Genomic DNA, 13,007 nt, shown 5'->3' on the forward strand with positions numbered 1-13,007 from the left:
AAATTTTATATTGCCCTTTTTATTATATATGTAATTTTTTGATTTTTCAATTACTTTTTCCCAGTAAAGTGTTTTTGAGGCTTTAGCACTATTTAGTCGCTGAATTTTATAGGTCTATTGACTTATGTCAACAAACAACGATTATCTAACCGGAAAAGATAATAAGAAGAGAGGCCTTCCCTAAATCTAGGGAGCCCTCCTTTTTATCATTCTCATAAATTTATTTTTTATTTCTTAGTTGCGATTATAAATCATCTCCACCGCATCTTCATCAGGGTGGTGGTAAATCAGTGCCAAACGGTCCTCATCCACCCAGTGAATACTATAGTGGTACCTGGCATCAAGATCACCTTCAAAGGTGGTTCCACTCTCTCCGGTCTCCAGTACGGGGGATACCACAAAGTCGTAATCCGCCTCCTCGGAGCTTTTTACTTCCATTACCTTTTCCATCGGGAAAAAGGCGGAGCCCGGGTATCCGAAACGAATGTACTCAAAAGCCTCTTCCTGATCCTCGGCTTCCTCCGCCTCGGCCATGCCGATTTCCAGAATCAATGGATCTCCCGTTTCCTCTGTGGCCTCCTGTTCCCATCGGCCGTAAAAACTTTCTAAGTTCAGCTCCCCTTCAGCGGTGTCCCTTTCCTCGGGATCCTCTTCCGGATCTTTCTCGGTTTCCTCATTTGTATCCTCTTCATCGGTATCCTCTTCCTCGGAGACCTCTTCTTCCGTATCATCCGCCGGTTCTTCCTCTTCTTCTGCTACTTCTTCCTCGGCCACCCCGTTTTCATCTTCTGCTTCTTCCCCGGGATCCTCCGTGGTACTGTTACAGGCGGCTAACAAAAGCATGAACCCCACAACTAGCAAAACTAAAATTTTTTTTATCAATGTCATCGCTCCTCTATTTGTTTTTCATCATGAATTTTACTCATAGATCTTATTAATGAATTTTATCATAGGCATCAATCATTACCCGATTACTGATGGCTCCCTGTCCTCCGAGTAAATAAAAATGCTCCCATTGTTCCAAGTAGGAAGTCGCCGATTCATACAGCTCATTGCTGCGGGTATAAAGAATGGGTTTTTGAAGAATGGATCCCGCCACGGCGTCCACAAAGGATGTGCCGTTTACCAGTAACACCTCCGGCGCTTCGGAAAAATACTTATCCGCCATATGAAGGCTGGTTAGGTAGCGGTTATCTCCACTGATCCGTTCCACCGTTCCCGGAAGCAGATCCGTTAGCTCTTTTTCCACAGTTTCCGACACCACCGACGCTCCTCCTACAATCTTGGCATTTTCCACCCTCTGCTCCGTTAGAAAATCCTCCAGGGACGCCCCCACTTGATCTCCAACCAGTAGGATCGGGTACCCGTTCTTATGGGATAGGGGTCCGGCCACTAAACTGTCCACCAAGGCATGGCCTCCGGTTATGATCACGGTTTCAACCAAGGGTTTTATTTCCTCTTCTTCCTTCGATTCTTCTTCCTCCAAGGCCTCTTTCTCTACTAAGGCCTTATTCTCGGCTTCTGTAACCGCCGTCATCTCCTTTGCCACTTTAAGGGCGGTGGCGTATCGATTTTCGCCGCTGATTCGGGTGACTTTAATCTCCCTATCTTCCAGGGTGGCGCTTACCTCTTTTGACACTGCATTTTCCCCTCCGATGATGATCACCTTTGATGCTTCTAAGGACTCCATCGTCTCTTTTACCGAGTCCGGCAAACGTTGAGAGGGGGTTAACAGTATCGGCGCGTCCAAGGCTCCCGCCAAACCGCTGGCGGATAGTGCGTCGGCTACCTGAGGAATATCCTGGTCACTGTCTCCACGAACCAGCAGTATGGTCTCTGCCTTCTGGTACTGTTTTTGGGCGATGGCCTCGGCGGTTCGGTAGCGGTTGCTACCGAAAATTCGGTAGTCCTCTTCGGGAAAATCCGGTTCTGGCTCCGGTTCCGGCAAAGTGGGATCCCTGTGCTCCGGCGGTCCGCTGTACTCTAATACATATCCGCCAAACTTGTCCGCCTTGGCTTCCGCGTATTCCTTTAGTAAAAAGTCCCGGACGTATTCTCCGTCCCGGTACAGTTTATAGTCATGATAACCGGTGCACTGCCCTTCTTCCCATAAATAAAGGGGTAAGTGCCGAATAGCCCGGTACACCCCGCTGTACTTGCTTCGAATCGTAGGCAGGACCGATTGGTGGGAGGTGGTCTCCACGGTGACCGTGGGTTTGAAGGTCATGGCGGCGGTAAAGTCGGAAAAATAACCGCTGCCCCTTCCGCTGGAAAGCCCCGCTACGGTATAGCCGTTAACGGAACGAATGATATTTGCCATCCTTCGGGTTTGATCGTTATAGGCACTGGGGTAAAAATATTTATGCCAGTAGGTTAAATTTCCCCGGGAATGAAAGCTTACGAATTGGCGAAAATCATACTGTAAGATATATTCCATGTTGGCCTTAACTTCCGGCTCCGAGGCGGCATAGGGGCCACCGTAGTAGGCCTCGGAGGGCTGGTGATTATCGAGCCAACTGGGATATTTCCCCCAAATATCTCGCCACTTTCCACGGTCAAAATCATATACCAAAGCGGGATAGTTTCGATTATGGTCCACCCCGCTGAGGCCGGACTTAAAATGGGAATACCGGGTGCTGTTTACCCTTCTGATGGCCTCCCATCCGGCATCGGTCTCAATGGAACTGGTGCCGACCTTGGCCAGATCAAAACCGTCGGGATTGGGTAGGGGGAGGAAATGAAAAACCGAGTCCTGTAAAATGCTTTCCAAATCAAAGCCGCTAATATTGCTGATATTATAATAATCCCGGGCATAGTCCTCCACCATTCGAAGGACCAGGGGAGGATTTACCGTTTCCCGGGCATGGTTTCCTCCGTCTATGTAATAATGGGTTCTTTCGGTGTTGGCCTCTTCCTTTTCCATATACTCACCGATGTTCTCCGTCATCTGTACCGCAAATAAGGGTTTGTCATCTAAAGACCTTCCGTATTCCACCACCCGCACAATTTCAGGATAGCGCTCCTCTAACTGAAGTGCCCGCCGGTGTAGATCCTTGGATAAATAATCATAGCTTTCATCCACCCGAACGGACCAGGTATACCCGAAGACCGCCACCGTACTCAGAAGAAATAATACGGCTACCGTTACAATCCCTTTTTTCATCCCATCCACCCCTTATAGTTTTTCCTCATCTTCAATTCTTTACCTGCAATCTTTTTTTTGAAGAAATTTGAAAATATATTTCCATTATATCTTATCCCCTTAACCATTGCCATGTCAAAGGTTAAAAGCAGACTTTTTTCCTAGATTATTGGGTTTTACTAATTTTTTTAATTTTTTGTGTTTTAAATATGATTAGTTAGGTATATACTTAATAAGCGATAATAGTTATCACTACAGATTAAGTCTTACTACAATTTCATCTTTGTACGACACACTTGTCAAAGGCAAACCCGCCGAAAGACGGGGACGCAAAGTTTAGAGTCTACCGTGTATTTACTACACTATGACTGTCTGGCTGCCATGGTTATCCATCGGCAGTCTTTTTTTATTCTCACATCGGAAAATTTTAAGCGAAGGCATACCAGGGAGGGATGTTATGGAGGAAGGGTATTCGCAGGCATATCATGTAGAAAGGTTCGTTATAACATAGGATATAAGAAAGAGGTGACGATGATGAAAAAGATATTTAGAAGCAAGAGTATCGCCGTTTTAGTGGCTGTGGCAATGGTATTTACCATTTCTCTATCACCGGCATTTGCAGCTGAAGGTTCCTCCGATGATTCAGAGGCCATGGACAACAACGGTGAAAACAACGTAGAATCAACAACGTCAAGTTCCATTAGTCTTAATAGTGATCACAAAAACACCTATAGCAACGATACTGATATTAGCGTCAAACCCGATGATGACAACGGATTATTAGATGAAGATGATATCTCGGTTGTTTGGCACTTTGTTTTAACCAGATCAGAAAATGAAGATATTTCAGATATCAAGTTGCATGCCGAATTCGAAAATTCCGGTTCCATAACCGCAGATGCTGAACGGCATGGCGATGGAGGCGGAGCGGTTCACTTCTATATTGGAACCAGTGACCATGACACTCTAATCGATGCGGAAGCCACCGGCGTTATAAAACCGGACCAGGGAAATACCAAACTAAACTTAAGCCACTTGGCCTACGATGAGGTGGAACCGGATCCTGAAGGCACCTTAGAAATCACTAAGGAAGTCAATGGAGAACCCGGTGATATCGATGACTTTGAGATCACCATCGAAGGAACCGGCGATGTTGAATACTATGAAGAAACAGAACCCATCTCAGAAGATGAAACCATTAGTATAACCCTTGCACCGGGCACCTATAAGGTTTGGGAAAGTGATGCACAGGGTGCGGATATGGTAGAGTATGATGGGGACATCGAAGATACCAACGATGATTACGTAGAGGTAGTAATTTCAGATGACAGTACTACTGAATTGACTGTGATCAATACTTTTGAAGAACCGGAGGATCCTGAAGGCATCCTAAACATCGAAAAAATCATCGAAGACTTATCCGAGGAACTTCCCGGGATTGCGATTATAGACCCGATAGAACCGGAAGAAATCTTCGAAGTTACCATCGAAAGCCAAGATAACGATGATACTTGGGTTAAGGAAATCGAAGAAGGCGATAACGAGTTTACGTTACCGGAAGGTAGCTACACCCTATGGGAAAGCGAAACCCTAGGCGCCGACCCCTACTATGAAAATGATTCCGATGGTACATCCGATAATGAAGAAATCGCCTTTACCATTGAAGACGGCGAAGTAACGGATATCATCATCACCAATACCTTCCCAGCAGAGATCGTGGAAGGAGAAATTGAAATCGAAAAAATCGTTGACGGCGACGGACCGGAAGAATATGAGGTCTCCATGCAGTGGTACCCCTTCCTAGAAGGCCCAGCATCCGATGACTTCGATGAAGGATTCGTAGCCGCAGAAATGCCCGAGCTAATCCAAGAGACCATCACCGAAGGAACCAACACCTTTAACCTAGAGCCGGGACTATATCACATTTGGGAAAGCGACGACGGCGGCGCCGATGAGGTGGCCTATAACGGAGACATCGAAGACCTTGATCCACCGGAGGCAGAAGAAGGGGTTATGGTCATGGTGGACCCCGAAGGAACAACCTCCATTTCCATTATCAACACCTTTATAGATGATACCACGCCACCGCCAACGCCCACACCGGACCCAACCGGAAGCATTACCATTGAGAAGATCCTAGTAATGGGAGATGGCGTCATTGAAGAAATCGATCAGGACTTTACAGTAAACGTTACCGACGATGATGAATACGACGAGGACCACACACTAGTGGTTGGAGAACCACTAACCATCAATGACTTGGACCTTGGAACCTATACCATCGAAGAAGTGGACATTCCTGAAGGTTTCGAATTCGTAGAAATCAGTGACGAATCCGTAGAAATCACTCCAGGAAACTTAAACCCCGAGGTCAGCGTAACCAATGAAATGATTTTGGACGACGATCCCGATGATCTCACCGGTAGCATCAACATTGAAAAGATCCTTTTGGATAACGGAGAAGAAGTAAGTGAAAACGACCAGGAGTTCACCGTAAACATTACCAATGGTGATGATTACGATGAAGATCATACCTTCGGAGTAAACGATCCCCTATTGGTAGAGGATCTGGACTTTGACACCTACACCATTGAAGAAGTAGACATTCCTGAAGGCTATGAATTGGAATCCATCAGTTCCGATGAAGTTACCCTGGATGAGGAAAATCAATCGGTTATCCTGTTTATCACCAATACAGTGATACCGGAAGAACCTACCGGAAACTTAACCGTTGAAAAAGCCTTAACCAATGATGAGGTTTCCGATGATGACATGGACCAGGAATTCACCGTACGGATCACCGCCGAAGATGGCTCAGAAGAAGAGTACACCTTCAGTGTCAATGACCCCGCTGAAATATCCGGATTGGAACTTGGAACCTATCAAGTAGAAGAGGTCAACCTTCCAACAGGATATGGTTTCGAATCCATCAGCGAAAGTGAAGTCACCTTCACCGAAGACCTGTTAGACATCACCGTGGTCATTGAAAACAGCATCGCCGAAGAAGATATCGACGATCTGGATCCACCGGAAGGACCTGAAGATGACGTTGATGAACCTGATGATGAGGACGAAGACATCATCCTGGATGAAGAAACTCCTCTTGGTACCGACGAACTACCAAGAACCGGCCAGTATCACCACGCAGTATACGCAGTGCTGGGACTTATGATCACCAGTTTTGGAGTATTCTTAAAACGACGACTAACCTAAGTACACTAGTACAATAGCACAAAGGGGACGGAGGTATTCGGTTCATATTATAGCCCGAATACCTCCCTATATAATCTTAAATATGCTTCGTTTTCCTCGCAATAGCTTAGATTTTCATATATATCAAACAGGCGACTTTATGAATAACAGTCATTTCAGTGAGAAGGGAACTACATCATGGGTTTTTTTGCACCACAAATAAGCGTCCTTACCTACTTATTTGGCGGTATAAACCCACATTCACTTATGGAAGCAAACCTCCCATGTCTAACCGGATCATTCTCTGTCGAGACGTCCTAAATTCCCTCGTTCTGCCTATCCATAAAGTGGGCGTCCTCCTGCTCCGTTACCGAGTCATTGCTCTAATGGTGTACGATGGACTACCTGCCTGTTTTGATAACTCTTTTGGTACTTCCGATTGCTAGGTTCTCCAAGACGCAGCCTAGCGCTACATATTCATTTTCAAACGGTTATCCTGTCAATTAATCCTAATACTTTCTGTTTCAATCATCTATTGGTAAGAGATCCTAATCGGCTACTTTTATTGGGGAAACCTTTATTATGCGGCGAGTGGAGGAGATGGTCTTTGAATATCCTCCAGCATTTTCTCCCCGTCAAAAGCAATATCTTTGGTCAGTATCGCATAAAATACACGAATAAGTTTACAACAAAGGGCCACAATCGACTGTTTCTTCTTCATCGGGTTCGGTTTTTCTTTGATATTGTATTGATGCAGGGCTTGAAAAGCTTCATTGTTGGAAACAAGGGAAAGTACCGCCTGGAACAGGGTGGTTCGAAGAAGTTTTCTTCCACGACGATTAATTTCCGTTTTTCCTTGATGATCCCCGGAACTGGATTCTTTGATCCCAAAACCTGCATACTTTTGAATCTGTTTCGGTGATTGGAACCGTCGAATATCTCCGACTTCTGCCAGGAAGCCGGCGACGGTAATCGGTCCAATCCCTTTGATCGGAGATAACGTCTCTGCCGATGGAATGCTCTCACAAAGGCTTTCCATCAGTTGTTCAATCTTCTCTATTTGCTTTTCTTTCATACGATATTCATCGATCAGCATCTCGATTTCCATGCTTGCTGCCACCGGTTCCGTTTTACGGCCGATACTTCCTTTAGCGGCCTCAATTAGGCGCTGGGCACGCTTAACTCCTACCGCTCGTATCTTCACATCTCGAAAGATTTGATTGATGGACCGGGCGTCCATTTTCTTGATCTGTGAAGGCAGTGCCAACCGGGAGAGTACTTCGATACTGGCTTCACCAAAAGGATCTTTAAATACCTCTTTATACTCCGGAAAGTAGATCTTTAGCCAGCGCTGCACTTTGTTTTTCATCCGGCTTATATCCCTTTTTAAGCGAACATGATTGTTGTTGGCAATCCGCAGCTCGGCGTAGACTCCTTCCGGGATATGGGGATAGCTGTACCGCCCATCAATTACTAGTTTTGCGATGACTTTCGGGTCTTTTTTATCACTTTTGGATGGATTATTATCATCCAAGGCTTTACTCTGCTTTACATGGGTAGAGTTCACTAAAACCAAGGGGCTCTTTTTAGCTTTTAAATGATCCGCCAAGGCGTACCAGTAATGTCCGGTAGGTTCAGCGCCGAGCAAGAACTCAGATAAGTGATGTTTTTTCTGTAACTCTGCAATCCACCGATCCAATACTTTAAAGCCTTCCGCGGTATTATCAAAGCGTAGATATTTGGTAAGTTCAATGCCTCGCCAGTTGAAGGCACGGGCATAATGCGTCTTACTTCCAACATCAATCCCTACGACCAACGTGTTTTCTGTAACTTGATTAATTTTCTCATTTTGTGTACAATACATTAAGAATGACCTCCAATAGTTTTAGATTTGTCCTTCTCGGGAACACTTATCTAATTCTATCGCGAGGTCATTCTTTTTTCAAATCCTATTTAAGACGATTACGGGAATGCTCCGTCCCCTTTGTGCTAATTTTCTTTGACAATTTTTATCAATTTCTGTTTAAATCATCCGGTTTAGGATATATATCTATTACATAAACACGGTCACAAATAGTTTCCTTTTTATCATTTATTATATTTTTGATAAAGGCAAACTCATCGAAAGATGAAGACGCAAAGTCAAGAGTCTACGGTGTAACCCTCTTTTCGTTACACTAGGATCGTCCGACTGCCAAGGTTATTCCTGGCGGTCTTTTTTAGGTCCTGATTTAACTATTCAATGGGAAGTTTCCAACAGGACCCTTAAGGGAGGGATGTTATAATACAAACAAACATAATCTTACAAAAGGCTAAGATCATTTAAGAAAGGTTGGGTTTTATCCATTGGTTCCTCTGAAAGGGGTGAAAAATAATGAAACTTACTAAAAGTAGATTCATAGCATTGACCCTGGTGTTTTTGATGGCATTCTCCTTTAGCCTGTTCAGTGCTTTTGCAGTATCCAATGGCAATGGAGACCAGGAAATTAAAGCAATAAAAGTTGATAATTATCCCGAAGGCAATAATGAGATTAAGGATTCCAATCAACCCCAAGCTCTGATCCCATGGTTGGAAGATAAGTTTGAAATAGAAATTGAAGCCTATTATATTAAAGCCGCTTCCGAACAAGCAGGCGGCGGGATTTTCACCAGCCAAGGTATGCTAATTGATGACCCTGTAAACGATCCTATAATTGGAAAATATATTGATAATCAAGGTCAGGCCTTTAACCGCAACCTCCATGCTACTGTAGAGTACAAAGATATTCCTTCCGAGGCATTCGTAGCTTTTGATCCAGGCGAACCGATTCCCTTTGGCATCTCCCATGTATTGTTTCTAGGGAAGACTCCCACGGATCCGGAGGATCCTGAGGGCATCTTGAGAGTTATCAAGCGTGTTGAAGGTGAAGGACCTTCGGAAGGCTACGAGATAGCTATCGAGGCCTATGAATCCGGTAATGGATCTGAAAATATGAAGACGACTTCAAACAACGGTCCTATGTTTGTCCCCATTGTGAAAAATACCAATGGAGATACGAATCCGGATATTATATTAGCGCAGGGTACGTATCGTGTTTGGGAAAGTGATACTCAAGGAGCGGACCGCGTTGAATACTCCAAGCCCGTCCCTGAAAATAATGACGGCCCCGATTACGTTGTGGTGGAAATCAAGGAAAATATGGTAACCGAGCTTACCATCACCAACATCTTTGATGAACCGGTGGTTCCGGAGCGAGGGGTAACAGTAACCAAGGTGGTTGAGGGAACGCCCACCGAGGATGGAGATTTTGAAGTGAGTATCGAGCCCTTTGAGATGTGGGAAAGAAACGGCAAAGCATTAGATTTCACAGAACCGGACGACTCCTTCCCCATTGTTGAAGCCATTGAAGTAGATGCCCCTAACACCATCGACTTAGAACCCGGATTATACCGACTTTGGGAAAGCAACACCCGTGGAGCGGACAACGTCAGCTATAGCGGTGACATCGAGGAGATTTCCCTTCCCGATGAATTAGAAGGGGTTGTTATTCGAATCCCCGAGGATGGCTACAAAGAGATTACCATCACCAATACCTTCGATGCTCCCCCACCACCTCCTGTCTTACGAGGCTCAGTAACCGTAGAACATGTGGAAGTGGATGGTGATTTTAATGTCATCAGCATCTTACAACCTCGAAGCAATGTGGTAACCAACGCTGTTGTAGGTACCTCCTACAGCACAGAATCATTGGATTTCCCCGGATTCCAATTTGTACGGGTGGATCCCAATGGAGCCGCAGCCAGTGGAAATGTAACCGTAGCTACGAAACACGTGGTGTTTCAGTATACTCGCATTGATGATGAACCACCGGAAACCGGCTCCGTAACCGTGGAATACGTGGAAATCGACGATGACGGGGAAATCGTAAGCATTCTTCAGGAAAAAGAATTCGTCGTGGAAAATGCGGAAGTGGGCACCCCCTACGACACCTTAGAGCTCTCCTTTGAAGGTTTCGAATTCGTACAAGTGGATCCCGAAGGAGCCCCTGCATCAGGTACCGTTACTGCAGAGGATCAACACGTAGTTTATCAGTATATTAGAATCGATGACGTTACGCCTCCCGAACTGGGTTCCGTAACCGTGGAATACGTGGAAGTTAACGAAGAATGGGAAATCGTAAGCATTCTTCAGGAAAAAGCCTTTGTAGCGGAAAACGTGGAAGTGGGAACTCCTTACGAAACCACAGAACTGGCCTTTGAAGGTTTCCGTTTCGAACGAGTGGATCCCGAAGGAGCCCCTGCATCAGGTACCGTTTCAGCGGAAGACCAGCATGTGGTCTATCAATATACGAAAATAGTAGAACGGATCGATGATTTGGATCCACCGGAGGCGCCGGTTGACGAAGAACCTCCCGCCGATGAAACTCCAATTCTCGATGAAGAACCGCCCCTTGGTATTGATCAGTTACCAAGAACCGGCCAGTATCACGTCGCAGTATTTATGGTATTCGGGCTTATGATATCCGGCCTAGGAGTTGCATTAAAGCGTTTCTTAGCCTCATAGTATAGCACAAAGGGGACGGAGGTATTCGGTTCAAAATATGAACCGAATACCTCCGTCCCCTTTGTGCTACTATTTTTCTAATATCTTAGAAAAATGGTTCGTTGTCGATCAAATATTTTATGGGTGTTGGATAGTGCTTCAATGCTTATGTCAAAATAAGTACTTCGAATAGAACCGCTGGTTAATTCTCCGTTTTCATATTTGTTTGTGGAGTTCCACGTAGCGTCCATAACGATCCATCGACCGTCTACATAGGCTTCGTTCCAAGCATGGTTCGAGGAGCTTAAATCCGCGGTTTCCCAGGTAGCGCCCCCTGCTGATGCGCCCAGCGCGTAACCGTTGGCCATTCTTGCGGGGATACCGATGCTTCTTAGTAAGGATGCGGTCAGCTCGGCGTAGCCTTGGCATACGGCGATTCTTCGATCCAAAGTATCCATGGTGTCGTTTCTTCCCCGTTGGTTATACCGTACTCCGTCATGATCATAGTAGATATTTCCCGCTACCCAGTCGTGGATGGCTTTTACCTGATCGTATTCATTATTGATGCCTTCCGTAATTTCTTCCGCTAGCTCTTTAATGATTACTTGGTCTTCCGGCTTTAGATGATTCAAATCCAGATCCTTTGCTACCACTTCATTATTCTCCTGGAAAAGCTCCAGGTTTTCTTCGTATACAAAAGATCGTTGGAATACTAACCCTTCTGATGATTCCTCAAGCATAATGTTCCAATGTACGGAGTTATAGGTGGTGTATCTCTCCGGTGCTGTGAAAATCATAACCTCATACTCTTTACCGCTTCCATTACGGATTCCTAAATCTCCTAGGGAAAACTCTTCTTGATAATTACCGCTCCCACTGATGGAGAAAAATTCGCTTAGTACCCGCTCTCCCGATGGGGTTCTTAATTGGAACCACCCAAACTCATGGCCACTATTGATTTTTCCCTCTACTTCAATTCGGTCGTTGTTGGTAATTTCCATGTTTAGATACGTATCCTGTGCAAAACCGCTTTGGTACTGGGTAGCCTCGCTGCCTACCAGGGTTTCACTGCTGGAAGAAGGTGTATCGCTTACATTGGATAAGCCACCGATTAACCGCACATTACCTTTGCTGGAAATCATTCGACTTATTTCATCGGTAATCCCGTGTCGTTGATTGTAGTAAACCACCGGTCCACCCAAGGAGGAAGCCGCCACGGCATCCACGTATTCATGACCATCCAATAGGGATACGGAGGTCGCGCCGGAAAAGTCCTGATGCTCTCCTAATAGTAAACTAGTCTCTACTCTATTTTTTCCGCCGAAGCGCTCTTCTACGGTAATGCCTGAAATCCGGTTTAACTGTTGTTCCACATCCGCTGATACTACAGCGGTGCCTCCGACTATGATCACACGCTCGATACCTAGGTCCCTTAATGCTTCCTTTGTAACTTCCGGTACAGTTCCCCGGGCATTATTGATCATTAGTATAGGGTACCCTTTATAGGCAAGAGGTCCGGCGACTAAGGAATCCACTACCGCGTTTCCATCTACGATGATGGCGGTGTTATCTTTTGCGCTTCCCATTTCCCTGGCCACATTGGCTGCTGTCTCATAGCGATTGTTACCATAAAAACGGTCGGTATCGATTCCTAAGCTTTTGATTTGATTTTCTACGTTATTACTTACTGCTGCGCTTCCTCCGATAATGACCACTTTTTCAGGATTTAAGCTGGTTAAGGCTTCTTTTGTGGCTTCCGGAATATTGTCCTGTTCCACCAATAGGGTAGAGGTATTTTCTAAGCCTGCGATCCCGCTGGCGGTTAATCCGTCAATTACCTGGGGTACATTTTCGATCTTATCTCCTCGAACCATTACTACCGTATCAGGGTTTTCGTCCTTTTCCTTCGCTACCTGGTAAGCGGTTTCATACTGATCCGAACCTGCAATCTGATGCTCAATACTGCTGATTTCCATTTGTCCGTAGGCTACATCACTAAAGCCTGTCATTACCGCGGTAAACACCATGGCTGCAACCAATACTTTACTGACAAATCCCATTTTTTTGCTAGCATTCTTTCCCTTCAAAGTATATGTATTCATTCGTTTTTCCTCCTTTAACTCCTGTAAGAATCACTGACCAATCGCCATC

Annotated in this window: 6 protein-coding genes and 2 riboswitches; of the genes, 2 read left to right on the forward strand and 4 right to left on the reverse strand. The window is 45.3% G+C overall.

Annotated elements, in window-relative coordinates; genetic code table 11:
• Positions 1-234: 234 nt before the first annotated feature.
• Positions 235-882, reverse strand: a complete 648-nt coding sequence (locus tag ISALK_RS10220) for a hypothetical protein (RefSeq protein WP_160721936.1) — start codon at positions 880-882, stop codon at positions 235-237.
• Positions 883-934: 52 nt separating this feature from the next.
• On the reverse strand, positions 935-3,163 hold the full coding sequence (locus tag ISALK_RS10225; protein WP_160721938.1) for a cell wall-binding repeat-containing protein: 2,229 nt from the start codon (positions 3,161-3,163) through the stop codon (positions 935-937).
• Positions 3,164-3,436: 273 nt separating this feature from the next.
• Positions 3,437-3,526, forward strand: a riboswitch (cyclic di-GMP riboswitch).
• Between the two features lie 150 nt (positions 3,527-3,676).
• Between ISALK_RS10225 and ISALK_RS10230 the strand changes: the two genes are divergently transcribed.
• The gene (locus ISALK_RS10230; protein ID WP_160721940.1) at positions 3,677-6,355 is read left to right on the forward strand and encodes an MSCRAMM family protein; all 2,679 of its coding nucleotides are present in this window, start codon (positions 3,677-3,679) and stop codon (positions 6,353-6,355) included.
• A 559-nt stretch (positions 6,356-6,914) separates the two neighbouring features.
• Here the strand turns inward: ISALK_RS10230 and ISALK_RS10235 are convergent.
• A complete protein-coding gene (locus ISALK_RS10235) occupies positions 6,915-8,198 on the reverse strand; it encodes an IS110 family RNA-guided transposase (protein ID WP_160721942.1) in 1,284 nt (427 codons plus the stop codon).
• A gap of 237 nt (positions 8,199-8,435) precedes the next feature.
• Positions 8,436-8,533: riboswitch (cyclic di-GMP riboswitch) on the forward strand.
• Between the two features lie 175 nt (positions 8,534-8,708).
• Here ISALK_RS10235 and ISALK_RS10240 point away from each other — a divergent pair.
• Entirely contained in the window at positions 8,709-10,877 is a 2,169-nt protein-coding gene (locus ISALK_RS10240) for a MucBP domain-containing protein (RefSeq protein WP_160721944.1), read from the forward strand.
• Positions 10,878-10,954: 77 nt separating this feature from the next.
• Here ISALK_RS10240 and ISALK_RS10245 read toward each other — a convergent pair whose 3' ends face one another.
• Positions 10,955-12,958 (reverse strand): cell wall-binding repeat-containing protein, encoded by a 2,004-nt coding sequence (locus tag ISALK_RS10245; RefSeq protein ID WP_160721946.1) that lies wholly within the window; start codon positions 12,956-12,958, stop codon positions 10,955-10,957.
• Between the last annotated feature and the right edge of the window lie 49 nt (positions 12,959-13,007).

The organism is Isachenkonia alkalipeptolytica (assembly GCF_009910325.1).
GTDB lineage: Bacteria > Bacillota > Clostridia > Peptostreptococcales > T1SED10-28 > Isachenkonia > Isachenkonia alkalipeptolytica.

Coding starts and splice junctions, on each gene's coding strand:
- ISALK_RS10235 (WP_160721942.1), bottom strand. CDS start 8,198: ATGTATTGTACACAAAATGAGAAAATTAATCAAGTTACAGAAAACACG.
- ISALK_RS10225 (WP_160721938.1), bottom strand. CDS start 3,163: ATGAAAAAAGGGATTGTAACGGTAGCCGTATTATTTCTTCTGAGTACG.
- ISALK_RS10240 (WP_160721944.1), top strand. CDS start 8,709: ATGAAACTTACTAAAAGTAGATTCATAGCATTGACCCTGGTGTTTTTG.
- ISALK_RS10245 (WP_160721946.1), bottom strand. CDS start 12,958: ATGAATACATATACTTTGAAGGGAAAGAATGCTAGCAAAAAAATGGGA.
- ISALK_RS10230 (WP_160721940.1), top strand. CDS start 3,677: ATGAAAAAGATATTTAGAAGCAAGAGTATCGCCGTTTTAGTGGCTGTG.